25 protein-coding genes are annotated in these 22,825 nt (G+C 41.4%); 19 read left to right on the top strand and 6 right to left on the bottom strand.

Annotated features, from left to right (window positions below):
• Nucleotides 1-42: 42 nt before the first annotated feature.
• On the bottom strand, nucleotides 43-1,056 hold the full coding sequence (locus OGM63_RS06880) for a hypothetical protein (protein ID WP_263744758.1): 1,014 nt from the start codon (nucleotides 1,054-1,056) through the stop codon (nucleotides 43-45).
• A gap of 245 nt (nucleotides 1,057-1,301) precedes the next feature.
• Here OGM63_RS06880 and OGM63_RS06875 point away from each other — a divergent pair, with 245 nt between their 5' ends.
• From OGM63_RS06875 to OGM63_RS06855, 5 genes are all read left to right on the top strand, one after another.
• Entirely contained in the window at nucleotides 1,302-1,664 is a 363-nt protein-coding gene (locus OGM63_RS06875) for a hypothetical protein (RefSeq protein WP_263744757.1), read from the top strand.
• Between the two features lie 5 nt (nucleotides 1,665-1,669).
• Entirely contained in the window at nucleotides 1,670-1,936 is a 267-nt protein-coding gene (locus tag OGM63_RS06870; RefSeq protein WP_263744756.1) for an HNH endonuclease, read from the top strand.
• Nucleotides 1,937-1,972: 36 nt separating this feature from the next.
• On the top strand, nucleotides 1,973-2,101 hold the full coding sequence (locus tag OGM63_RS06865; protein WP_263744755.1) for a hypothetical protein: 129 nt from the start codon (nucleotides 1,973-1,975) through the stop codon (nucleotides 2,099-2,101).
• 321 nt (nucleotides 2,102-2,422) lie between these two features.
• Nucleotides 2,423-2,662, top strand: coding sequence for a hypothetical protein (locus OGM63_RS06860; RefSeq protein ID WP_263744754.1), 240 nt, complete (start codon nucleotides 2,423-2,425; stop codon nucleotides 2,660-2,662).
• A complete protein-coding gene (locus OGM63_RS06855; protein WP_263744753.1) occupies nucleotides 2,655-2,885 on the top strand; it encodes a DUF5678 domain-containing protein in 231 nt (76 codons plus the stop codon). The genes OGM63_RS06860 and OGM63_RS06855 overlap by 8 nt, the downstream gene beginning before the upstream one ends.
• A 154-nt stretch (nucleotides 2,886-3,039) precedes the next feature.
• Here the strand turns inward: OGM63_RS06855 and OGM63_RS06850 are convergent, their stop codons facing one another.
• A complete protein-coding gene (locus tag OGM63_RS06850; RefSeq protein WP_263744752.1) occupies nucleotides 3,040-4,044 on the bottom strand; it encodes an alpha/beta hydrolase in 1,005 nt (334 codons plus the stop codon).
• Between the two features lie 221 nt (nucleotides 4,045-4,265).
• Between OGM63_RS06850 and OGM63_RS06845 the strand changes: the two genes are divergently transcribed.
• The gene (locus OGM63_RS06845) at nucleotides 4,266-4,823 is read left to right on the top strand and encodes a YbjN domain-containing protein (protein WP_263744751.1); all 558 of its coding nucleotides are present in this window, start codon (nucleotides 4,266-4,268) and stop codon (nucleotides 4,821-4,823) included.
• A 78-nt stretch (nucleotides 4,824-4,901) separates the two neighbouring features.
• The gene (locus OGM63_RS06840) at nucleotides 4,902-5,546 is read left to right on the top strand and encodes a DUF3318 domain-containing protein (protein WP_263744750.1); all 645 of its coding nucleotides are present in this window, start codon (nucleotides 4,902-4,904) and stop codon (nucleotides 5,544-5,546) included.
• 137 nt (nucleotides 5,547-5,683) lie between these two features.
• Here the strand turns inward: OGM63_RS06840 and OGM63_RS06835 are convergent, their stop codons facing one another.
• The gene (locus tag OGM63_RS06835; protein WP_263744749.1) at nucleotides 5,684-5,971 is read right to left on the bottom strand and encodes a hypothetical protein; all 288 of its coding nucleotides are present in this window, start codon (nucleotides 5,969-5,971) and stop codon (nucleotides 5,684-5,686) included.
• A 718-nt stretch (nucleotides 5,972-6,689) separates the two neighbouring features.
• On the opposite strand from OGM63_RS06835, the gene OGM63_RS06830 reads away from it, so the two are divergent.
• From OGM63_RS06830 to OGM63_RS06795, 8 genes are all read left to right on the top strand, one after another.
• Nucleotides 6,690-7,685, top strand: a complete 996-nt coding sequence (locus OGM63_RS06830; RefSeq protein WP_263744748.1) for an anti-sigma factor antagonist — start codon at nucleotides 6,690-6,692, stop codon at nucleotides 7,683-7,685.
• A gap of 970 nt (nucleotides 7,686-8,655) precedes the next feature.
• Nucleotides 8,656-9,927, top strand: a complete 1,272-nt coding sequence (locus OGM63_RS06825) for a glycosyltransferase family 4 protein (protein WP_263744747.1) — start codon at nucleotides 8,656-8,658, stop codon at nucleotides 9,925-9,927.
• A gap of 409 nt (nucleotides 9,928-10,336) precedes the next feature.
• Nucleotides 10,337-10,948, top strand: a complete 612-nt coding sequence (gene yqeK, locus OGM63_RS06820; RefSeq protein WP_318528417.1) for a bis(5'-nucleosyl)-tetraphosphatase (symmetrical) YqeK — start codon at nucleotides 10,337-10,339, stop codon at nucleotides 10,946-10,948.
• A 250-nt stretch (nucleotides 10,949-11,198) separates the two neighbouring features.
• A complete protein-coding gene (gene rsfS, locus OGM63_RS06815) occupies nucleotides 11,199-11,570 on the top strand; it encodes a ribosome silencing factor (RefSeq protein WP_263744746.1) in 372 nt (123 codons plus the stop codon).
• A complete protein-coding gene (locus OGM63_RS06810) occupies nucleotides 11,567-12,076 on the top strand; it encodes a CGLD27 family protein (RefSeq protein WP_263744745.1) in 510 nt (169 codons plus the stop codon). Before rsfS ends, OGM63_RS06810 begins: the two co-directional genes overlap by 4 nt.
• A 472-nt stretch (nucleotides 12,077-12,548) precedes the next feature.
• Nucleotides 12,549-13,502, top strand: a complete 954-nt coding sequence (locus OGM63_RS06805; protein WP_263744744.1) for an asparaginase — start codon at nucleotides 12,549-12,551, stop codon at nucleotides 13,500-13,502.
• A gap of 447 nt (nucleotides 13,503-13,949) precedes the next feature.
• Nucleotides 13,950-14,441 carry a group I intron-associated PD-(D/E)XK endonuclease gene (locus tag OGM63_RS06800; RefSeq protein ID WP_263744743.1) on the top strand — a complete coding sequence of 164 codons (492 nt, stop codon included), beginning with the start codon at nucleotides 13,950-13,952 and terminating at the stop codon, nucleotides 14,439-14,441.
• Nucleotides 14,438-15,895: a YcjF family protein gene (locus OGM63_RS06795; protein ID WP_263744742.1), complete on the top strand. Its 1,458-nt coding sequence runs from the start codon at nucleotides 14,438-14,440 to the stop codon at nucleotides 15,893-15,895. The genes OGM63_RS06800 and OGM63_RS06795 overlap by 4 nt, the downstream gene beginning before the upstream one ends.
• 201 nt (nucleotides 15,896-16,096) lie before the next feature.
• Here OGM63_RS06795 and OGM63_RS06790 read toward each other — a convergent pair whose 3' ends face one another.
• Nucleotides 16,097-16,276, bottom strand: a complete 180-nt coding sequence (locus OGM63_RS06790) for a hypothetical protein (protein WP_263744741.1) — start codon at nucleotides 16,274-16,276, stop codon at nucleotides 16,097-16,099.
• A gap of 412 nt (nucleotides 16,277-16,688) precedes the next feature.
• Entirely contained in the window at nucleotides 16,689-17,342 is a 654-nt protein-coding gene (locus OGM63_RS06785) for a DUF1016 N-terminal domain-containing protein (protein WP_263744740.1), read from the bottom strand.
• 183 nt (nucleotides 17,343-17,525) lie between these two features.
• Between OGM63_RS06785 and OGM63_RS06780 the strand changes: the two genes are divergently transcribed.
• A complete protein-coding gene (locus OGM63_RS06780; protein ID WP_263744769.1) occupies nucleotides 17,526-18,722 on the top strand; it encodes a DNA cytosine methyltransferase in 1,197 nt (398 codons plus the stop codon).
• 125 nt (nucleotides 18,723-18,847) lie between these two features.
• On the opposite strand, the gene OGM63_RS06775 is transcribed toward OGM63_RS06780, so the two are convergent.
• Entirely contained in the window at nucleotides 18,848-19,066 is a 219-nt protein-coding gene (locus OGM63_RS06775) for a Cfr10I/Bse634I family restriction endonuclease (RefSeq protein WP_263744739.1), read from the bottom strand.
• Between the two features lie 207 nt (nucleotides 19,067-19,273).
• Here OGM63_RS06775 and deoC point away from each other — a divergent pair, with 207 nt between their 5' ends.
• The 3 genes from deoC (at nucleotide 19,274) to OGM63_RS06760 (ending at nucleotide 22,650) form a co-directional block, all read left to right on the top strand.
• Entirely contained in the window at nucleotides 19,274-19,948 is a 675-nt protein-coding gene (gene deoC / locus OGM63_RS06770; RefSeq protein WP_263744738.1) for a deoxyribose-phosphate aldolase, read from the top strand.
• 130 nt (nucleotides 19,949-20,078) lie between these two features.
• Nucleotides 20,079-21,053: a DNA repair protein RecO gene (recO, locus tag OGM63_RS06765; protein WP_263744737.1), complete on the top strand. Its 975-nt coding sequence runs from the start codon at nucleotides 20,079-20,081 to the stop codon at nucleotides 21,051-21,053.
• Nucleotides 21,037-22,650, top strand: a complete 1,614-nt coding sequence (locus OGM63_RS06760; RefSeq protein WP_263744736.1) for an MFS transporter — start codon at nucleotides 21,037-21,039, stop codon at nucleotides 22,648-22,650. The genes recO and OGM63_RS06760 overlap by 17 nt, the downstream gene beginning before the upstream one ends.
• Nucleotides 22,651-22,825: the final 175 nt, after the last annotated feature.

Below are 22,825 nucleotides of genomic sequence, written 5' to 3'. Positions count from 1 at the left end.
CTAAGACTCAACTGCATCTTTTTGTAGAGAAATAGCCAAGTGTCAACTCGATAGTTGTAGTTGTAGAGGTTTGGATGGGATGATATACATCAATTCGGCGCTGTCGGGTTTTGCCTCAGAAGGAGTTAATTTCAGCCATTCGTGAAAGCTAATTTTTAGTTGGGCGATCGCTTGAATTTCGGCTTGATATGCTTCAAAACGGCGATTGGTTTCCCACATGGACAGAGCTTTTTCCATAGCTGCACGTTTTCGTTCAGGTTGTTTAATAATTGCTACAACGCCCTTAGCACAGCATTCTAAAGTATCATTGGAGGGTGGCAAAAAGGGCAAATATGTCTGTCGGAAGCCCTCTTGAAACATCCCTCCCGTCATTTTATGTTGAGCTTGTTCATAAGATTTTTGATTGGATACCATTACATGTCCGCTAAAGTGTCCAACATAAGGACGAAGAACTTCTGCACCTTCTTGTAGACAACGATGTGCAGTTTCAATTTCTTCTAATTCTAAATAGCAACGCGCTCTAGCTACATACGTTAAAAATAATGACGCAAGATATTCCTTTGCAACATAGCAACGCGGTCTAATTACAGACGTTAACAAAAATGAAATATCCTCATCAGCAACTTGAATATTTTCTTCTAATGCTGTTTCAAGATAACCAACATAAGTATGTTGAGCTTCCAAAAATCTGTTAATAGCTAAATTTGCCATGTTGACGCGATTTTCAGGTTTAGTCATTGTAAAAGCATCACGCGCTAAATCAAGAGCAGCACGAAAATTAGCGTATACAGAAATGTCAAATTTACGATTAAGCTGCTTTAGGTCTTTTTCTACAAGTTTGAGACGCTGTTCAATTTCCTCTAAGCGTTTGATTACCAAGGCAAATCCTATTACGGAGACACCAAGATTGAGAATACTTGCAGCTGAACCAAATTGAGAAAGTATTGTTGAGGCTTGAGTCACATTAGGTGCTGCTTCACGTAACATAGCAACTATGTGCTTTGTTTGGGAATCACGAATAACACCTCCAACACGTTCGTAGGTTTGACTTTTCAACCCCTGTTCAATCCACTCAGGAATTGAACAGGGGTTGCTGTAACTCTGTCCATAATCCTCTTTTAGTTGCTAAATTCCGAGCAGCGCACTAATTACCTGCACCTCACTCAGTATTCCCAAAGTGCTGCCAGTATCTAACAATTCAGTTATTCTCGGTTTAGATTATGTAAGGAGCCGCATACTACTGCGACCGACTACATCCAAATTTGGATATAATCGAAAGTAAAAGGCTTATGTGGTAGCAAATGGCTGAAATTGTCACCCTTCAACTTCCTGAGACGCTGGCACAAAGAGGAAAGGAAATCGCTGCTTTCACACATCAGCGACTTGAAGATGTATTACTAGAATTTATTGACCGTGCCATTACCGAATTACCTATAGAGTCATTACCTAATGAGCAGGTTTTGGCTTTGTGCGACATGCAGATGGAAACTGAGCAGCAAGAGGTTTTTAGTGACCTTTTAGCGCGTAACCAAGATGGACAGCTTAATGAAGCAGAAGTTAGACAATTAGATGAACTGATGCAAGTCTACCGAAAAGGTTTGGTACGTAAAGCGAGAGCCTTAAAAGTAGCTGTTGAGCGTGGCTTGAAATCGGCTCTAACTTAACAGCAATGGCTCGAAGTTACATCCCTGTAGAGATAGACCGTCGTGTCCGCACTGCTGCTAGAAACCGTTGTGGTTATTGCTTGAGTCCTCAACGTTTGGTGATAGCACGTTTGGAGATTGAACACATTATCCCGATTTCTAAAGGTGGCAGCAATGATGAATCGAACTTATGGTTAGCTTGCCCACTTTGTAATGGCTACAAAAGCGATAAAACTATAGGAATTGACCTGGAGACGAGGGAAGCGGTAAAACTCTTTAACCCGCGTAACTAAGTTTGGTCTGAACATTTTTGCTGGACTGAAGATGGATTGCGTATTGTTGGGAAAACACCAACTGGTCGCGCTTCTGTTGCAGTTTTACATTTAAGTGATGACCCGGATGCCTTAGAAGTTCGCAGTTATTGGGTGCTTGCTGGTTGGCATCCTCCAGAGGATTAATGATATTTTATGAATTTGCGTTGGGATTTTTTACGAACTGCCTTCTTTGAGAGGAGAAGAATGCAAAGAGGAGGAAGAGAGCGATCGCCTGAAATTGAGAGCATTTAGATAGAGTTACAATAGGGTGGTATTGGTTAATTTATCAAGAGTACTCCAAGTAAAAAAGTGCCCAATTGTCCGCAGCGAATGGAGCGTAGCGGAATGAAGCAATCGCAAGATATTGAGATTGCTTCTCTACACTTCGTTTCCCTCGCAATGACGAGTTTTGGATCATTTATTTTTTGGAACACTCCAAAGTAAAAATGAGAGGAAATAAGACTTATGCTTAGTGGAATTAAACAAAATGCTATTGTCGGAAAAGTTGGCAAAATCGAGCTATCTGCAACCGAACTACCAGAAGGAACAGTAGTAGAATCCGATGTGCTGATTGAGCCAGCAACTGAAGAAGATGAAACTACCTATCTGATGAAATCAGAAACTAACAAAAAACATTTGCTTAAAGCTATGGAAAATGTAGACAAAAGAAACCTAATTTATGTTGATTTAGATGAGTATGAGTAAAACACCTTCCCAAAATGAAAGCCGCGAGATCCTGATTTGGCTCAACCAAAACCGCCAAATGTTGTTAGATTTATATAAAAATCAATATGTTGCTTACAATGCAAATGGCTTAATAGCTCATAGTGAAAACTTGCGTGAACTTTTACAGTTAGCAGAGGCTTCAGAGCAGCTATTTGCCATTTACTTAGTTCCCCGCAGCACCGCTTCAATCCAAATTTTATAAACTCGCTTTTGTGCAGTTGCTCGCCATGATTGGCAACTAATTTATCATGTAAAGCTGAAGTATGAAGTCCGCGTAGGCGGACTTTGTTCGTATAGCCCCAGACTTCCAGTCTGAGGGCGATTTGCGTGCATTGTCATACACTCGTGTCAGATATTCACTTATAACTATCAATAATCATTTTATCATCCATCACTGCCAGTAAAACTGATAAATCTGGAGTAACTCGATCAACTAAATCTAATTCATTCACAGCAGCCTCAAAAGTTTTTCCTTGCAATATCTGATAACCAATTTTTATCAATTCATCCCAAGTTATATTGCTCTCTACATAAGCTTTAGCCAAAGTAATCAGCAAGTCTTGATATTTATTACCCTCGGCTTTAGTCATCATCGTGTGGGGAATTTCTAGACTTTTATCAAAGCGGTGATACCATGACTTGGGTTGCTGTTTTAATAGAGCTTCAAATAAAATCTCTATTTCATGGTGATTGATAGCGCGATCGCTTTCACTATAAGTCACAAACATCGGCACTGTTGGCTCTTTTTCCACGCGCTCAAGAATCTCTTTCCCCATATCTAAAAATATTCTAAATGATGGAATCAAAAAGCCATCATAACCAAAGTTACCGGAATTATCTTTATTTAGCCATTCATAATAAATAGGCAGCACTTCTATTAAAAAATCTACTATCGCATTATTACTTCTAAGCGATGGCGCAAATAATAAACTTCTTTCAATTTGTTGAGGACGTTCAAGTGCTAACCAAGCTGCTAAATTACCTCCAGTAGATAATCCGCCAACTATTACTTTATCTCCTAACTTTTGAGCAACTTCCAACCAAGAAAGCGCAAATTGTTGATAAATTTCAATTTCACTTGGCAAAGGAGGTGGATTATCCTTGTCCCATTTTCCGGCAACTCCATGACCGGGCTGCAATGGAACTAAAACATTATAACCGGCTTCAAATAACGCTTTTCCTAGCGGTTCAAACTGATAAGGACCCGCAGTAAATCCGTGGAAGAAAAGGCAAATTTTTGGAGTAGGTTCAGGGTGAAAAAAGAATTTTGGGCGGCAAGCTTCGTTTTTTATTGGTAAAGTATTCTCAAGCTTTTTAGCTTGGTGGATGATGGCTGCTGTTATGGTCGAATAGTCAGACATATTTATTTATACAGAATTCGTTCTATTTTAAGTAACAACCACAACTTACTAAAATCTGTTGTTGGACGGATAATCTGATTACGATTATCTCAAAAGCTCTAGCAAAGAGTAAAAAGCAGCATTTTCCCTTTCCCCCTTCTCCTTATGATGTTATGGCGTTACCAAAGCCAAGTTAAACTAGGTCTGGTGACAGCCGCTCCACCGTTCGTTGTGAGGCTTTTATGGGAGCTAATCTGCAACAGATTGCCAAATACCTAGACAAACTTGGTTGGGATTACCGTTTTGATGACGAAGAAGACCGTATTATCACAGGTGTGGAAGCTGAAAATTTAGAGGATTTTCTGATTGTTGTCCAGTTGGATGAAGAGGGAAAATTTTTCCGGGTATTTGCCCCTCAAGTTCTTCAGGGAGTCAAAGACCATCCTTATAAAGGAGCTATCCTCCAGACGATGCTTGCCATTTCTTGGGAAACGAAAATGCTTCAATGGGAGTATGACCCATCTGATGGCGAAATCCGAGCGATTATTGAGTTTCCTTTAGAAGACTCAATTCTTACCGAAAAACAATTTAAACGTTGTCTTTCGGGTTTAATTCAAATTGTCGATAGCGTTGCCATCCCGCGTCTGTTAGAGGTGATGGTAACAGGTCAAGATCCTGGGAATGTGGAACTTGGGGAAAGACTATTGCTGAGTATTCAACAAGAAGCTCCAGGATTGCTTGACCTTCTGGAGAAGGCAATGGAAGCACGGAAAAAACGCGGAAGTTTACCTAACGAGTGAGGCGAATTATCACTCTTTATAGCTATACTCCAAAGTGATACCCTCACTATATACTGAATTTTTCTAGGGCTGGATTTTATGACATCCTATGCAACCTCCTCTGCCAAAGCGGAAATGAGTGAACTTCGGCGGTTGAAAAACTTACTACCGCCAGAATTGCAGAGCTGGGTAACGGTTGAAGGCACAACTGAGGTTAATCCACCCCTGGTCCGCTGCGAAGAAATTGGCAAAGACCAGGTAGAAATCCAAATTGACCTGGTGAAGTGGGATGCCCTCGCAATGGATCAGCGTAACCTACTTTTTTGGCACGAAGTCGCCCGCGTGCAAAATGACACAATCCCCAAAGATGGATGGGAAATGGCGGCTCTAGCGATTGGTTTAGGAGGTGCTGTCGGTGAATTGTGGGTGCAGGATGGATTGCTGCTGGTGTTAGCTATGGCTTTGTGTGGCGTTTCTGGCTGGCGATTATATCAAAAGAATAATGGCGAAAAGCAAATAAGAGAACTGATCGACGCAGATGAAAAAGCGATCGCACTGGCAACTCGCTTTGGTTATAGTCTGCCCAATGCCTACAAAAGTCTCGGTAGCGCCTTAAAAACTTTGGTTGACAGCACTCCCAGCAAACGCCAACGTGCCAAATACGAAGGACGCCTCTCTGCACTCAAACGCAGCGCTAATAAGGCAAAATCTAAATCTAAGACTATTGATGATGGAGGAATGTAGGGGAGACAGTTAGAGGTTGTCGATCTTCACGCATTCAACAATCCAAAAAATCACCGAATCCGTGACTCTTGACTCAAGACTATTGAAGATCGACAACAAAAGATATATCTGCCAGTTGCTCCCGTGCTAATAGTCAATTACACCCCCACCAGAACCGCGATCGTCATAAATGTTCTGGTAGCGATCGCGGTGTAGAGATCCAAGAAAAATCCCAAACGGTTGGCGTTAGCACCATTACCCTCAAAAGAATATAAATCCGTAGTCTCACCAGGAATTGTCAGAGTATTGGTAACAGAAAGACCGTAGGCAGATGTTGCATACCCCGTAATACTAGCTGCAATAGCGATCGCCCAACAGCTTAATACCAAAAGCCAATATTTTGCTTTCGTCACCGCTAAAACCCAAATAATCACCTTTGTCAGCATCTGATTTTCGTATTAAGAAGAGGTTAACCGTAAAACTATGTACTGATTTTTACGCAATAAATTCATCAAATTTATTTTTTTGCTTGATGATAGCTTTATAAAATTCTTTGGTGTTAGTGGATAGTGGAAGCGTGGTGAGGCAGCGCGCAGAACAGCGGGTTTCCACACGGCAGTGCAACAACAGCGACTGCCGAACACGAAGGGTTAGGAGTAATTTTTGACAACTAATATCGTTTCTATTCAAGCCATTCTATTAAAATGGGTAGTGAGAGAGGTACGAAGGAATTTTACTCATCACGTAATTCAGGCGATCAATCTATCCTACAACTCGATGGTGCATTCCAAGTGTGAGCGCAAGTCCTAAAGTGACAGCGCCAATCACAAAGAGTAAACCGAACAAAAATTTGATGTGTTCCCACATTCAGTCCTTCTCCTTGAATGGCAACAAATGACCTCGACCAGGGGTGCGGTTAGTGTAACAGTATTAGTAGTCATTCGATGATAGCAACGCGTACTCGTCGCGCCGACACAACAACAAGGATGTTTTTTAGCTTCTTGTTAAGTAGTTAATCGTCGCAGACGATATTCAATTTCACACTCCTGCTACTAGCAATTAACTTTAATTCCTATTGGTTAAACACAATAGTTAAGTTATTTGCTCTTGAAAAAACAGTGTTTGGCAGATTACATTTATAAGGCAACGAAAGTGCAGAGCTTCATGACTAGCCAACCCAAAGAGGTGGATTTTCCGGTTACTTCCCTAAACGACACGGCTATAGTGCAGGTACCCGCACGGTTGAGCGTGCTTGAGGCTGTAACCTTTAAGCAAACCTGTCAAGATTTAATCGAGGCAAATTCCCATCCCAAGCAAATAATTATTGACTTCCACCAAACTACTTTTATGGACAGTAGTGGTTTAGGTGCCCTCGTCAGTAATTTGAAAACCGCTCAGGAAAAAGGAATTGCTCTGACACTGCAAAATGTTACCCCTCAGGTAATGGCAGTGCTTAACCTCACAGGACTGGATCAGGTTTTTTCGATTGAGTCTCTTGGAGACACACCCCCAAGACAACCCCAAAAGTTGGGTGAGCAGTTACCAACTACTCATCTGAGCGTGCGCTCTTGGATGAAACGAGTTATAGATGTTATCGGGTCATTGGTAGGTTTGGTAATTACGGCAGTTTTATTTATTCCCATAGCGATCGCAATTCAAATCAACGATCCCGGTCCGATTTTATTTAAGCAAACCCGCTGTGGTTGGATGGGTAAACGTTTTCAGATTTGGAAATTCCGCTCGATGTGTGTCGATGCAGAAGCAAAGAAGGCTCAAGTCAAAAACCAAGTCGAAGGTGCTTTCTTTAAAAATGACAACGACCCAAGAATTACACGGGTAGGACGCTTTTTGCGACGAACCAGTTTGGATGAACTGCCCCAATTTTGGAACGTCTTAATCGGAGAAATGAGTTTAGTTGGCACTAGACCACCCACACCTGATGAGGTGGAACGCTATGAAGTACCGGAGTGGCAACGTTTGGATGTTAAACCTGGTATGACAGGAGAATGGCAAGTAAATGGGCGCTCTGCTGTACGTAGTTTTGAGGATGTAATTCGCTTAGATTTGCAGTATCAAAAAAACTGGAGCTTACTGTACGATTTAAAACTGATTTTCAAAACGGTAGCCGTCCTCTTTAATAGAAATAGTGGTGCTGTCTAGCTTCCCTAAAATCAAAAAAGGGGCAAGGGAAATTTTAATTAAAGCACGCCAAAGTCATATCTTTGTCTCCTTAACTTAGAGCAATATGACTTTTTGCTTTTGACTAGAAGAACATTCCAGCTTGATTCAATTCGGTAAAAACTGGATACAACAGAGCTGTTCTTCAATGCATATAAAACAGGGTATGTTCTGAATCCCGGTTTCTTTGAGAAACCGGGATTCTCGTTTATACGGCAATACGCTTGGTGTTAAGCCTAAAATCCGAGTGTAGAGACGCGAAATTTCGCGTCTCTACAGGTCAAAAATCAGTACCAAAAATCCTTAACACCAAGCGTATTGGTTTATACGGGTATAAACGCAAAACATGTACCACAAGAAAAATTTTAAAAGTTCTTTGAGTATATTTACATAAATGTTTGTCACCAGAGGAGTGCGTAGACGCCCAGGGACTTGTCAATAGACATCACTTTCATACTCCCAATAGTCTTTTTGAAAAAAACCCTAGCAATTAAGCAACAGAACCCGCAAAGCGATGGCTTGGATATTACCAATTTATTTTCTCTTTAAAAATACCTCCACGCAAAGCTGCTGGCACACAACTTGCAATATTTTCTAACTTTTAGTATCTCAATTTTCTAGTCAGAAATTGATTAAAAACCGTTGCAATACTGCTCTTTTTCGCAAAGTCTTCCGTATCTCATGTCCTATTAAACTAATAAATATACGGTTTTTACGTAAATAAATAATAAAAATATATACTCAAAAAAATAATTAATTAGTCAAAAAAGCATCACGTACTAACTCAGCACATGCTATCAAGTTTTACTCAATCTTCAACGAAAAATCACTGACATTAATAGATTTAAAAGCCAAAATGAAAACATAGGCGCTACGCAAGTGCGAAACGATTTTGCTAGCAAGTGTTGTGATTAATTGAACAAAAAACTGGGGTCATTCTGAATAATTTTTTATGCGGATTTTAATTTACTCGTACAACTACTATCCAGAACCAATTGGCATTGCCCCTCTAATGACTGAATTAGCAGAGGGACTGGTAAAACGCGGGCACGAAGTACGCGTAGTTACTGCTATGCCTAACTACCCTGAACGTCAAATATACGAAGGCTATCGGGGCAAGTTATATGTAAATGAATATAAAAATGGCGTTCAAATTCAACGCAGTTATGTTTGGATTCGTCCCCAACCGAACTTGCTAGATCGAGTGTTGCTAGATGCTAGCTTCGTTGTCTCCAGTTTTTTGCCCGCGCTCTTTGGCTTCAGTCCAGATGTAATTCTCTCCACCTCACCATCTTTACCGGTTTGCATCCCAACTACCCTTTTAGGATGGCTGCATGATTGCCCGGTAGTGTTAAATCTTCAAGATATATTACCAGAAGCCGCTGTCCACGTCGGTTTACTCAAAAATAAATTTCTCATCCAGGTTTTTGCCACTTTAGAAAAATTTGCTTACCGCACTGCAACAAAAATTAGCGTCATCGCGGATGGTTTTGTAGACAATTTGCGTTCTAAAGGTGTACCTGCTAACAAAATTGTGCAAATACCTAACTGGGTTGATGTTAATTTTATCCACCCTTTACCGAAAGAAAATAACGCTTTTCGGAAGGCACACAACCTAGATGGCAAATTTGTCGTGCTGTATTCGGGAAATATTGCCCTCACCCAAGGCTTAGAAACTGTTGTGAAAGCTGCTGCGGCTTTGCGCGATCTTCCAGATATTGCTTTTGTGATTGTGGGTGAGGCAAAAGGTTTGCAGCGATTGCAACAAGAATGTCAAGATATCGGTGCAGATAACGTTTTGCTGCTACCTTTTCAACCCCGCGAAAAGCTGCCAGAAATGTTAGCAGCTGCTGATGTCGGTTTGGTGGTGCAAAAGAAAAATGTTATATCCTTCAATATGCCATCAAAAATTCAAGTGCTACTTGCCAGCGGTCGGGCGTTAGTCGCATCTGTACCTGATAATGGTACAGCAGCAAGAGCGATTAAACAAAGTGGCGGGGGTGTTGTGGTGACTCCAGAAGACTCCCAAGCTTTAGCAGCGGCAGTTTTAGACTTGTACCAACATCCAGAAAAAGTTAAAACCCTCGGTTATAACAGTCGCCAATTTGCGATTGAGCAATATTCGTTTGACCAAGCCTTAAATAATTATGAGTCGTTGTGTTACTCAGTCAAGGCACAGACTCCAGTTATTGAATCTACGGTAGTGTCAAAACAGCAAGTTTGACACTCCCCATAAAGATTCACGCTTAAGCAGATTAGCAGGAGATAGTTTTAAACTAGCTCCTGCTTCTGGCTGTTTAAATGTGTAAAATATAGGGATACAGCAGATTGCGTTGTGATTAAATACACGTAGAGACGTAGCACTTGGTAGTCTTGGAGCGGGTGAGCGGGTTTTACGCATGTACCTCCTCAGGAGTGAAATTTGCTGTATATGACAAAAAGTTAGGCGATCGCTCATTTAAACCAATTTAAAGTTATAAGTAAGTGGACATAATTAATTAAACATAAAATGTATTCCTTCGTAGTCAGCGGTTTACCGCTCATAGCAAGGATTTTAACGGCTTCAGCCGTTAATACAAAAAGCTATTTACATTCATTCATCAGTAGCATTTTTTTGCCAAAAGCTTCAATTTGTGGTAATAGCTATTATGCGCGAACAAGTCCTCGCCTGGTTAGCAGAAAATGTGCCTCCTTCTAGAGTCAACCATATTCTCAGAGTTGAGCAAATGGCAACCGAGCTAGCTGTTCATTATCAACAAGATGTCACAAAAGCTGCTATATCAGGGTTGATGCACGATTTGGCAAAATATTTTCCGCCACAAAAACTCTTGTCAATGGCTCGTATTGAGGGTTTAGAAGTTGATGAAGTGATGGAAGCCGCCCCCCATCTGTTACATGCAGACGTAAGTGCTATTATCGCTAGAGATACATTTGGCGTAGAAGATGAAGAAGTATTACAAGCGATCGCCAATCACACTTTAGGTAGACCAAGTATGAGTCTCCTCAGCTGTATCGTGTTTTTAGCAGACAGTCTGGAACCAGGACGCGGCGATACCCCAGAATTAGAAAATTTACGACTCGTTAGCCGAGAAAATATAGACCGGGCTGTCTGGAAAAACTGCGATTATTCTTTAAAATTCTTAATCGAAAGTCATTGTCTGATTCATCAGCGCACAATTGCTACCCGCAATTGGTTCTTGCAAAAATCGAAAAGCAAACAGCCGACACTTCGTTATTCAGAGTGACGCTGATGGTAAATTATTAACAAAGCCAAGAAAGAGCGCAACTTCATAAACATCGATTTTTTGTTAGTATTCAAAAAAAACCAGTTCGCACATTTACAATTCTATGAATTTGTATTTATTAAGAATTGTAAAAAAAGTTGCCAAAAAAGAAAGCACCTGAGGTTTAATGTCTGATTATTTCCAAGGAATTCCATTACAATCTGTCTTTTTAACCAAGAAAGCGGTCGAGAGCTCATCAACTGACGACCAGATGAGTAGAAAGTTAGCGGAAACTATCGTCGAAGCGGCATCAGATCGCAAAGCAGGTGATATTGTATTGCTTCATGTAGCATCCGTATCTTACTTGGCGGATTACTTTGTGATGATGAGTGGTTATTCAAGGGTACAAGTAAGAGCGATCGCCGACGCAATAGAAGAAAAAGTCAAAACGGAATTACAACGAAATCCCTTGCGGACAGCAGGAAAAGCCGAGGGAAGTTGGGTGCTACACGATTACGGTGAAGTGATTGTTCATGTGATGATGCCTAAAGAACGCGAATTTTATAATTTAGAAGCGTTTTGGGGTCATGCGGAACGGATAGAGTATCCAAAACCTTCGGAGGGTGGGGGTAAACCAACATGATTAATTCCTCAGTTTCAAATTGCCCAGTTCCTAGTGAACAGCAACCGCTCAATGAGTATGAAGAATTAAAAATTTCTTGGCTATTTCGTGATTGCACCTTAAGTTGGCGCGATTATATCATGAAAATGGTTTGGATTTGGGGTTTATCTTGGGTGGTGGCAGCACCAGTTGCAGCAGCAAGTTTTACCCCAAATAAGTATATTGCCCAGTTTCTACTGTGTGGAGCTGGTGGAGCGAGTGTAGGGGTAGTTCTGGGACTGACAAGGCTGTATTTGGGCTGGTCTTATGTAGGCTCACGCCTGTTCAGTCCGGTAATATTTTATGAAGAATCAGGTTGGTACGACGGTCAAACTTGGACAAAACCCGAATCTGTCCTCATGCGCGATCGCTTAATCGTCAGCTATGAAATTAAACCGATTATTCGTCGCTTACAAATAACGAGTCTTTGCTTGGCGGGATTGTTAGTTGCTGGTACGATAATTTGGCACTTACTTTCATCGAAATAATTGGGTTTGAAACAAGAGTGCTTCTAGCACGGCTTTACAGTTTTATGCTTTAATATTAGGAATAGCCACATTGACCTTAAAGGTGGGTGAAACTCCCGGTGGTGGGACATCTAGTTAAATGACGACAGCCCGAAATGGTCTGTTTGGTGCGCTGCACTCTAGACCCAGCCCCCACAAACTTCATACTGTCTTGCGAGTGAAGCACAATATTAAAAGTAGACTCAATGGTGTTCGCATCGGAGAGAGTAGGCGCAATTGGCACTGCGTGTCGCACGACACTGGGATTCGAGTAACTACGGTCTTGGGAGTTGTGGTTCGAGCAATGTCCAACGGTGGATATCTCCTTCTAAAGAATCCTCGTCGCTAAAGCGCGAGGAGTGTCAAAAAGTCAACAGTCAATCAAAAGATTGACAATGGAATGCGTGACTTTGGACTCCTGAAAAAAAGACAAAAAAATGATATATTCTCACCCATGACAAGGGGAAAACGAACTCAAGCGGCAGCACTTGAAGTTAGGTTGCTGCGGGAAGGCATTATTGAATCGAGGCACATAGTCCAAGCTGTTGTCTGCGATGAACGGGGACGGGTGTTATCCGTTGCGGGAAACGCGGAAACTGCTACTTTTGTGCGTTCAGCCCTCAAACCATTTCAGGCACTCGCTGTCACCAGCACAGGTACACTGGAACGTTATGATTTGAGCGATCGCGACTTAGCAATTATCGTATCTTCTCACAAAGGTACAATCGAGCAGGTACGACAAGTGTTTAATATACTTTGGCGTGCCGATCTCGATCCGAACTTACTTCAATGCCCGATTCCCGAAGGTAAAAAAAGTAGTTTGCAATACAACTGCTCTGGTAAACATGCGGGGATGTTAGCCGTTTGTCAACAGCGCCATTTTCCTTTAAATAACTACTTGGAACGCAAACACCCCATCCAGCAGTTGATTGTCAGCAAAATAGCAGAATTGCTACGAATGCCGGCAGAAGAATTTATCAGCGCTCGTGATGATTGTGGCGTACCTACCTATTACATGCAACTTGCTCAAATAGCGTCTTTATATGCTCTGCTAGCCTCTGGTAACAACTTGGATATGGAGCGCATTATCCGTGCCATGACTCATCATCCCAATTTGGTCGCAGGAGACGGAGAATTTGATACAGAACTAATGCGCTTGGCTCCAGGAGAACTGGTAAGTAAATCCGGCGCCGAAGGAGTGCAGTGCATCAGCCGGCTTGGCGAAGGCATGGGATTGGCAATTAAAGTCATAGATGGAGCAAAGCGAGCAAAATACGCCGTTGCCATTCACGTGCTTCAGCAGATGGGCTGGATTAGCCCCAGCGTCGCTCAAAGCCTCTCAGAAAAGTTTATGAGCTTCGGTAAATACAAGCGTTTAGAAGTTGTTGGAGAATTATCACTTTTGTAGTTGCCAAATTTAAAAGCTTGGGTTATAGTAAATAAAGACGAACGACGCGGGATAGAGCAGCCTGGTAGCTCGTCGGGCTCAACGAGTAAGATTGACTAAACGCTTAAAAGTTATTCTTACTATGGGCGGTACGTAAAGAAACTTACGTATGTTTACCTGTCAAACTCGGGGAAGCCAATAGCGCGGTAATCCCGAACCAAGCTCCAGAAATGGAGAAGGTGTAGAGACTGGAAGGCAGGTACCCTAACAGTAAAGCTGAGGGTAAAGGGACAGTCCAGACCACAAACTGGTTAATCCAGGCAGTGAAAACTGTAGATGGTAAGCATAACCCGAAGGTCAGTGGTTCAAATCCACTTCCCGCCACCAACTTAAAAAACAAAACCCTGTAACACTAAAAAGTTGCAGGGTTTTGTTTTATGCTGATTAGTAGCTATATCCAAGTAACAAATGGACACAAAGCTAAGGGGAGACATAGCAGAACAAGCTGCGATTCTTCATGCCTTAAAGCGTGGTTGGGGAGTTTTAAAACCTGTTGGCGATCGCCTTGCTTACGATTTGGCGTATGATGTTGAAGGAACTCTGATTAAAATCCAAGTTAAATATGCCTGGTTTGATCAGCCTTCAGGTAATTATGTCGTAGATAATCGTCGCACCAAGACAAATCGACGACTAATGGTAAGAGTTGCCTACAAAAAATCCGACTTTGATTTTGCCTTGGTATATATAGAGAAACTTGACCTGTTCTATATCTTCCCGGTAGATGTGTTCATCAGCTATGGTAGCGAAATACATTTTGTTGAAACAGACAAGCGACAGCGTAAACCACGTTCAGCTAAGTATCGTGATGCTTGGGAGTTAATTTTACAAACGGTAGTAAGTAAAGAAAGTAAAGAAAATTATCCGGACTTGCCTGTGGAATTTGTCCAAGGGAATTTTTGATCTATTCTGGAAGAGAAGGCATCGAAAAAGCGCGGAGAATCATAGTTGTGAAGTTGCAGCGACCGATTTTAGTGGGAGGATTGGGACTATCCTTTTCTCTATGGATTTTAGAAAATATGCATCATTCGATGGTGCAGGTGGGAGAGTTTGGTTTATTGAGTTTGGTAGCAGTCGGTGGTGGTTTGTGGTTATTTAAGCCAAATCGCAGCAAAAAGACTTCTGATATCTTTGATAGTATGCCTGTAAATCGGGCTAAAGTAGAAGAAGCGATCGCACTGACTGAAGTCGTAATTAACCAACTTGCAAGCGAAGTAGAGAATCATCCAGCTTTAAAAACACTGCGAGAACAAGTTAATCAATTATTCTTTGAATTAGATAGACAAGAAATTAAACTAGCTGTTACCGGCGGAAAATCCGTAGGTAAAACCACCTTAATTCAAGTTCTACAGAAAAATTTCCCATCTGTACAATTCAACGAAACAGCACCTTTGTTTGTAGAAGCGGGTGAAAAGTTAGAAGTTAATCAATCTGATTTTGTGCTGTTTTTGACAAACGGTGATTTAACAGATTCAGAATTTCAAAGTTTACAGCAGCTAAAGGCAGCAAATCAACCCGCAATGCTGGTTTTTAACAAACAAGACCAGTATTTACCAGACGAACGGCAGAGCGTGTTACTGTCGTTGAAACAGCGGATGCAAACGAATGTAGTTGCAACTGCGGTGTCTCCTTTGCCCATCAAGGTGCGGAAGCATCAAGAAGACGGTTCCGTACAAGAATGGATGGAACAGCCGTCACCAGACATTCAACAGTTAACGCAGCATTTATTTGAGATTGTCGCACAGCAAAGACAACAACTTGTCTGGACAACTACGATGAGAAAAGCGAAGTTGTTGAAAGCTGATGCGAAGAACTTGTTGAATGGCGTGAGACGCGATCGCGCAACTCCCATAATAGAACAATATCAGTGGATAGCTGCGGCTGCGGCATTCGCTAACCCAGTCCCAGCGCTGGATATCTTGGCAACAGCGGCAATTAATGCCCAAATGGTGATGGATTTGGGTGGTATATATCAGCAGAAGTTTTCCCTCGAACAAGCGCAAACCGTAGCCGGTGCAATGGGAAGTTTGATGCTGAAACTCGGTTTGGTAGAACTTTCTACAAAGGCTGTTAGCACTGTCCTCAAGAGTAACGCTGTCACCTTTGTTGCTGGTGGCGTCGTGCAGGGTGTGAGTGCTGCGTATCTTACTAGGGTAGCAGGTCTTAGCTTAATTGAGTATTTCGAGCAGCAGGAAATCGCCTTAAATTCTGAAGGTGGTTTGAATTTGGATAAATTGCGGCAAACTTTGCAAAACGTCTTTGTACAAAATCAGCAAATTGGTTTTTTGCAAGGGTTTGTTAAGCAAGGTGTGAAGCGTTTGTTACCAGAAGCACAGCCTGAAGCTATTAGTGGTTAGGTAAAGAGGTAGTTTCACGCACTCGTAGAGCTATTAGCCTGCGATTAAAATCGCAGGCTAATAGCCTAAGTCTACTAAAGTAGACTGTAAAGCAATTTTTAGTCTACTTTAGTAGACTTGCGCTATTAGCCAGGGAATTAATTCCCTGGCGGGATATGAGACAGTTAGAATATATCAGTCAGATGCTCTTTAGTGTATCAGCTACTTATCTTTGTCCTTAGAGTTTATCTCTAATAGATGAGAGATTCCGGCAATAAAGACTACAACATTGTTAGCGTAATCCAAAGGTGTTTCTGTGCCGTACTGAACTCGTCCCAAGCCCAAAGCAATAACACTAGCCAAAACTAGGATTATTGGTTTAATATGGTTTTTAGTAGACATGATAAATTTCTCCCTCCTTGGAGTAATTATTAAAAAGTGACTTTTTAATTGGCTAAAAAGCCCCTTGTGCGATCGCTTACTAGGCTATAGCGCAAGACACATAATCTTCAGCAAAGTTCAGTAGAGGTTCCAGCTCTACTGAACTTTTTGCTATTGATTTGTATTTGGTTTATTAATACCGAGCAAGCTATTAGTAACTAGATATAGTGTAGATTAAAAAAAAATATTATTAATTAATTCTAGTCGGTTTACATAAAATTTATTTTTTCTTGATTTTTTCTTGATTTTTTCTTGATGTTTTCTTAAAAATACTTAATTTAGATTCTAAACTGTTTAAATTACTCTAATAAATCACGAATATGGTTGATTAAAGCGCGTTATAAATCACATTTAAGAATCTCCTCTCCCAAGTTTATAAAATAAAAAAGCTGCTTTTTAATAACTGTTGCGCTAGTTCCGATTGTGGTTTGAAACTACCGCTAAATATTCGCTCCGAATAAAATACTTTCAACAACTGTTGCGCTAGTTCTGATTGCGGTTTGGGGAGTGTGCGGTCAAAATTAGTAATAGCTTTACCCTGACGGTGGTACAACTGGCTTTCAATTTGATGGACTAAAACATTCCGACTCCAGCCATGTTGTATAGTTTGTTGTATGTACCATTCACGCTCTCCACTATCCTTGACTTTATCCAAAAGGACGCAATTGTGAAACCAAGGAATTTGTGCAGCAAGCAGCTGCACAAATTGCTCATCAGGGTAAGCTTGGGCAAATGCTCGCATATACTTGAGATTGCGAGGTGAGAAACCTTTAATTTCTGGAAAAGCTTGCTGCAAGTCGGTTGCAAGACGGTTGATTACTTTTGCTCCCCATCCTTGCTGCTGCTGTCTGTGAAGAATATCTCGCCCAATTTGCCAGTAAAGTAATATTAACTCTTTGTTGACAGCAACAGCCGCTCGTATTTGAGCGTGAGAAATCCGTGTTTTCAGTTCGCTGAGAAAGTCATCATAACCGAGGATATCAGAGGTGCCAGCTTGTGATAGGTTGAATTTATCTTCTTTTGGCATAAAACTTGCAATTAGCAGCGGAATATGGCGCAATACGGTTCAGTTAAGGATTTTTGGTAATGATTTTAGGCTTGTAGAGACGCGAAATTTCGCGTCTCTACACTCGTCCGATCAGGCTTAACACCAACGGTATTGGAATATGGCGCTAATGTACTTTAGTTTAAAGTAAGCAGCGTTAATGTGATGACAAGCGATCGCCTTTCTATTTTCTCCTTTTTTGCCGGCTCTGGTTTCCTTGATTTAGGTTTTGAAACCAACGGTTTTAATATCGTTTATGTGAATGAAATTTTTTCCCCTTTTATGTCAGCATACCGCTATTCACGGCAGGCTCTCAATCTGCCATTACCTAAATACGGATATCATTATGGGGAAGAAGCAGATGTAACCAAACTTATTGAAGGTTTACCAGCACAACGTCTGGGAGAGTTAGTAAAAGATTGCCGCAAGTCTAATAATATAATTGGTTTTATTGGTGGTCCTCCCTGTCCTGATTTTTCTGTGGGTGGTAAGAACAAAGGACGTTTAGGAGATAATGGTAAACTTTCGGCTTCCTATGTTGAATTAATTTGCCAACAACAACCTGATTTCTTTTTGTTTGAGAACGTCAAAGGTTTGTGGAAGACGACAAAACACCGTTTATTTTTTGAAGCGTTGAAACAACAATTGCAGCAAGCTGGTTATATATTAACAGAGCGTTTGATTAATGCGATTGAATATGGTGTATCTCAAGATAGAGAAAGAATTATTCTTATAGGTTTCCGAAAAAAACTTGTTCAAGATATGGGAATAATACTTCACAGTGAAAATATTCTTCCTGAAGGTACTTTTCCTTGGCAAAAGCACATTTTATATCCTCAAGATAAAGTCTTTTCTTCCCCTTGGGGGATGCGTGAAGCATTTAAAGAAGATTCTATAGTGTTATGTCCTGATGGAATTATTCAGGAACTAACTGTTGAATACTGGTTTAGAAAAAATGATGTGTTAAATCATGCCAATTCAAAACACTATTTTCAACCTAGGGCTGGGATAAAAAAATTTGCTGTTGTTGATGAAGGAGATGATTCCAAAAAGTCTTACAAACGTCTTCACCGATGGCGTTATTCTCCCACAGCTTGTTATGGCAATAATGAAGTACATTTACATCCTTACAAAGTTAGAAGAATTTCTGTGGCAGAAGCTTTAGCGATACAATCTTTGCCTGCAAATTTTGTGCTTCCAGAGAATATGACGTTGACGAATATGTTTAAAACTATTGGTAATGGTGTACCATATCTAGCTTCAAAGGGTTTGGCTCAAACTATCCTTGACTTTTTAGCAACTACAGAATGGTGCTATGAAGAGGAAATCAGCAAGCAATTAGAGCTACCGCTGATGTTTTGATTGTTTGACGGCACCCTATCTAGCTAATCGAATACACGTAGAGACTATTCTGTGCTACGTCTCTACAATGTTTTGGGTTTTAGACATGTATTTCATTTACCTGAAATCTGCTGTATTATACCTAGCTATTGTTTAATAGCCGCTGCAACTAACGGCACTAAATCTGCTTTTCTTGTGTATGGGTATGTACCATCTACTAGCTTAAAATTCTGTTCTAATGCAACACCGTGAGGGGCAATCGCTGTATTAAATATAGTTCTATCAGCGGAGGGGAGCAAATACTTGGCAGTAAACGCTTTTATCGTTTCGTTTCTAATCCACCCTAAAATTTCACTAACAGACAAATTTCCCCAATCGGACTTTGCCTTCCTAGCCTGACTAGTGCCAGATGTAAACTTAAACACTAAGGGGAACAAAGAGCGAAACTACCCCCAAAACTCAATAAGCTGTCACATACTCAGGAAAAATGTCACGAATTATGGTTTAATTTAATAAAAATGTCTTTATGATTCTAAATAAAGTTTAATAATCAATTACTGGTAAAAGTAACAATGGCAGCAGATTATCCAGACATTGATATTGCGCCATACATCGATCATACGCTGCTGATGCCTACCGCTACAAGCGAGCACGTTAAGCAATGGTGTGAAGAAGCAGACAGATTTGGCTTTGCAGCGGTTTGCGTCTACCCCGTGTATGTCAAACAAGCGGCGGAACTCCTGCACGGCAAAAGTCCTAAAGTCTGTACGGTGATTGGCTTTCCTTCTGGGGCTACAACTTCAGCCGTAAAGCTGTTTGAAGCTCAAGAAGCACTAGAAAATGGTGCTATTGAGTTGGATGTGGTAATTAATTTGGGCTGGCTGAAAGCTGGCAAAACTGAGGAAATACACCGGGAAATTGCCGAAATTTGCGAAGCCGCGGATGGAAATGTCAAGGTAATATTGGAAACTAACCTGCTGACGGATGCGGAGAAAAGTGTGGCAGCAGAAATAGCTATGGATGCAGGGGCAGCATTTATTAAAACCTGTACAGGTTGGAACGGTGGTGCGACAGTGGCAGATGTACAACTTTTGAAAGAAGTGGCACGAGAAAGAGTGGGAATTAAAGCCTCAGGAGGAATTCGCACCGCCTCGCAAGCTTTAGACTTAATAGTAGCGGGTGCAACTAGATTAGGCACGTCTCGCGGTATCGATTTGATCCGCCAGCGCGATACTCTGGAATCATAGATAGTAGTCATTTGTTTTTTGTTAGTCGGAGCGTTGTTAGTCGTTAGTCGATTTTCTTTGACTACTAAGCACTAACTACTAAGCACTAACTACTAAGCACTAACTACTAACCGACTTTGACTAATGACTAATGAGTAGAACCTATAAAGCAACTGGGATTAATCTGAAAACCCAGGCGTTTGGCGAAGCCGATAGGCTAGTGACAATTTTGACACGAGAGTTTGGTTTGATTCGAGCAATTGCTCCAGGGGCACGCAAGCACAAGTCAAGTCTTGGTGGTAGGAGTGGGATGTTTGTGGTCAATGAACTACTGATTGCAATTGGGCGATCGCTTGACAAAATTACACAAGCACAAACTATAAAAACTTATCCAGGTCTTGCTAAAGACTTGGGAAAACTCGCTGCTAGTCAGTATTTAGCAGAAATTGTATTATGTCAAGCTCTAAGCGAACAACCCCAAGAGGAATTGTATGAGTTACTCAATGAACATCTGGGTAGGTTGGAAGCGATACCCATCACAGAAGTAAAAAGTATTTTCGCTCATCTGGCACATGCTGTATTTCACCTTTTTGCGAATTCAGGACTCACCCCCCAAGTGCAAGTTTGTTGCTTGACTCAGAGTCCCTTAATACCAGATTTTACAGACCCCAAGGCTCAGGTCGGCTTTAGTGTCTCTGCTGGTGGAATAATTAGTTTACAAGCTTTGGAGCGCTTGCGTAAAGAGGGGGACAAGGGGACAAGGGGACAAGGGGGACAAGGGGGACAAGGGGGACAAGGGGGACAAGGGGGACAAGGGGGTAAGAAACAAATTCCTATCTCTCCCTTGTCTTCCCCCTCTCCCTTGTCCTCCCCATCCTCCCCAGCCTACGAAACCATTGTCCATTGCCAAGAAATACCAGTGCTTTCTAAAAAACTAAATGCGACAGAACTGGCTATGCTCCAGCAGTTGCCGCAACCAGAGATAATGCCTAATGCTGCCAATGATGGCTGGTCATCTGTTGAGCAAATTCTGCGCTTATATGCTCAATATCATCTTGGTCGTCCTATTCGCTCCGCTGCGTTGATCGATTCTTATTTTGCTGCCAACCATGATGCAACCGTCTGATTTAGAACCAAAAGTCTTGCCGATGTCACCCAGTCACGGCAAAAAACATAATAGGACACCTAATTCGCCACAAACACCACATCTTAGTGCTGTTTCCGACTTGAGGTGCGATCGCATGTATACCCAAGAAATGTCTCCAGACGTTTCTCAAAATGAAAAAAATTGGTCAAAGTCGGAAATATCAAAAAGCGATATAACAAAAGTTGGGGAAAAAAACACAAGTGAAAATGGCTTCATTGATGCTTCTGAGCATAATTTGCCATTAACTTCTATAAATGGCAAAGAACCGTCACATAAAGGTGAAGCAGTATCAAGTGATGTTCAACAGGGTTTTTTGCCTGTATTGAAAAATCCTAATTTTTTAGCTCTTTGGGGTGGTCAAGTCTTCTGCCAATTAGCAGATAAAATATATTTGGTGCTGATGATTGCTTTAATAAATACTCAGTTTCAGGCAAGCGATCAAAGTATTAGCGGTTGGGTATCAGCGCTGATGATGACTTTTACCATTCCTGCGGTGCTATTTGGTTCTGTTGCGGGTGTATTTGTAGACCGCTGGTCGAAAAAGGCAGTGCTAGTAGCAACAAACTTTTGGCGGGGTATTTTGGTTTTGGCAATTCCGATGCTGTTGTGGTTAACTCATGATTGGAAACCAATCGGAGTCTTGCCAGTTGGTTTTTGCATGATTTTAGTTGTAACTTTTTTGGTTTCGACGCTGACGCAGTTTTTTGCACCCGCAGAACAGGCAGCGATTCCTTTGGTAGTGAAAGAGCAAGATTTACTCTCGGCTAACTCGCTGTATACAACAACCATGATGGCATCGGTAATTGTCGGGTTTGCTGTCGGGGAACCGTTATTAGCTGTTGCCGAGCATATTTGGCAAATTGTTGGTGGTAGTGGGGGATTGGGTAAAGAACTTTTGGTGGGTGGTAGTTATGCGATCGCCGGCATAATTTTGTTACTTTTGTCAACTAACGAAAAATCTCACAAAGAAAAAGCAGAATACCCCCACGTTTTTGCTGACCTGCGTGATGGTTTTAAGTATCTAGGAGAAAATCATCGCCTTCGCAATGCTTTAATCCAACTTATTATCTTATTTTCTGTCTTTGCCGCATTAACTGTTCTTGCCGTTCGCATGGCAGAAATAATTCCCAACTTAAAAGCCTCCCAATTCGGCTTTTTACTCGCATCTGGTGGTGTTGGTATCGCTCTTGGGGCAACCATTCTTGGTCAATTTTGTCAACGTTTTTCTTATACCCAATTAAGTGTATTTGGATGTATGGGTATGACAGCATCCTTAATTGGTTTGTCGATATTCACAACACAGTTATGGATTATCCTTTTGTTGGTGGCGTTGTTGGGTGTGTGTGGAGCGTTAGTCGGTATCCCTATGCAAACAGCGATCCAAAGCGAAACCCCACCGGAAATGCGTGGTAAAGTTTTTGGTCTGCAAAACAACGTGATTAATATTGCCCTCACCTTGCCCTTGACATTGGCAGGTGTCGCAGAAACATTCGTTGGATTACAAGCTGTATTTTTGGGATTGGCGGCGATCGTCTTTTCAGGTAGTATATTAACCTGGTATAACTTCTCTGACTAGTTATCAAAAAAAAGGAGTTATTATTCACTCTTCTGACACGATCAATTATTTACTGAAAGCTTTTGTTTTCGTGCTAAACTGAAGTCAATAATGATTTATCAGGTACTTGCTGGAAATAAACCTGACATTAACCAGAGGCGATACATCGCATCTATGTAAGTTGTTATGAACTGAT

This window comes from Plectonema radiosum NIES-515 (assembly GCF_025753815.1).
GTDB classification, from domain to species: domain Bacteria; phylum Cyanobacteriota; class Cyanobacteriia; order Cyanobacteriales; family Nostocaceae; genus Hassallia; species Hassallia radiosum_A.
The sequence above is the reverse complement of the archived record's forward strand: the minus strand, read 5'-3'. Positions and strand labels throughout refer to the sequence as shown.

Coding starts and splice junctions, on each gene's coding strand:
- OGM63_RS06875 (WP_263744757.1), top strand. CDS start 1,302: ATGGCTGAAATTGTCACCCTTCAACTTCCTGAGACGCTGGCACAAAGA.
- OGM63_RS06870 (WP_263744756.1), top strand. CDS start 1,670: ATGGCTCGAAGTTACATCCCTGTAGAGATAGACCGTCGTGTCCGCACT.
- OGM63_RS06860 (WP_263744754.1), top strand. CDS start 2,423: ATGCTTAGTGGAATTAAACAAAATGCTATTGTCGGAAAAGTTGGCAAA.
- OGM63_RS06855 (WP_263744753.1), top strand. CDS start 2,655: ATGAGTAAAACACCTTCCCAAAATGAAAGCCGCGAGATCCTGATTTGG.
- OGM63_RS06850 (WP_263744752.1), bottom strand. CDS start 4,044: ATGTCTGACTATTCGACCATAACAGCAGCCATCATCCACCAAGCTAAA.
- OGM63_RS06845 (WP_263744751.1), top strand. CDS start 4,266: ATGGGAGCTAATCTGCAACAGATTGCCAAATACCTAGACAAACTTGGT.
- OGM63_RS06840 (WP_263744750.1), top strand. CDS start 4,902: ATGACATCCTATGCAACCTCCTCTGCCAAAGCGGAAATGAGTGAACTT.
- OGM63_RS06835 (WP_263744749.1), bottom strand. CDS start 5,971: ATGCTGACAAAGGTGATTATTTGGGTTTTAGCGGTGACGAAAGCAAAA.
- OGM63_RS06830 (WP_263744748.1), top strand. CDS start 6,690: ATGACTAGCCAACCCAAAGAGGTGGATTTTCCGGTTACTTCCCTAAAC.
- OGM63_RS06825 (WP_263744747.1), top strand. CDS start 8,656: ATGCGGATTTTAATTTACTCGTACAACTACTATCCAGAACCAATTGGC.
- rsfS (WP_263744746.1), top strand. CDS start 11,199: ATGAGTAGAAAGTTAGCGGAAACTATCGTCGAAGCGGCATCAGATCGC.
- OGM63_RS06810 (WP_263744745.1), top strand. CDS start 11,567: ATGATTAATTCCTCAGTTTCAAATTGCCCAGTTCCTAGTGAACAGCAA.
- OGM63_RS06805 (WP_263744744.1), top strand. CDS start 12,549: ATGACAAGGGGAAAACGAACTCAAGCGGCAGCACTTGAAGTTAGGTTG.
- OGM63_RS06800 (WP_263744743.1), top strand. CDS start 13,950: ATGGACACAAAGCTAAGGGGAGACATAGCAGAACAAGCTGCGATTCTT.
- OGM63_RS06790 (WP_263744741.1), bottom strand. CDS start 16,276: ATGTCTACTAAAAACCATATTAAACCAATAATCCTAGTTTTGGCTAGT.
- OGM63_RS06785 (WP_263744740.1), bottom strand. CDS start 17,342: ATGCCAAAAGAAGATAAATTCAACCTATCACAAGCTGGCACCTCTGAT.
- OGM63_RS06780 (WP_263744769.1), top strand. CDS start 17,526: ATGACAAGCGATCGCCTTTCTATTTTCTCCTTTTTTGCCGGCTCTGGT.
- deoC (WP_263744738.1), top strand. CDS start 19,274: ATGGCAGCAGATTATCCAGACATTGATATTGCGCCATACATCGATCAT.
- recO (WP_263744737.1), top strand. CDS start 20,079: ATGAGTAGAACCTATAAAGCAACTGGGATTAATCTGAAAACCCAGGCG.
- OGM63_RS06760 (WP_263744736.1), top strand. CDS start 21,037: ATGATGCAACCGTCTGATTTAGAACCAAAAGTCTTGCCGATGTCACCC.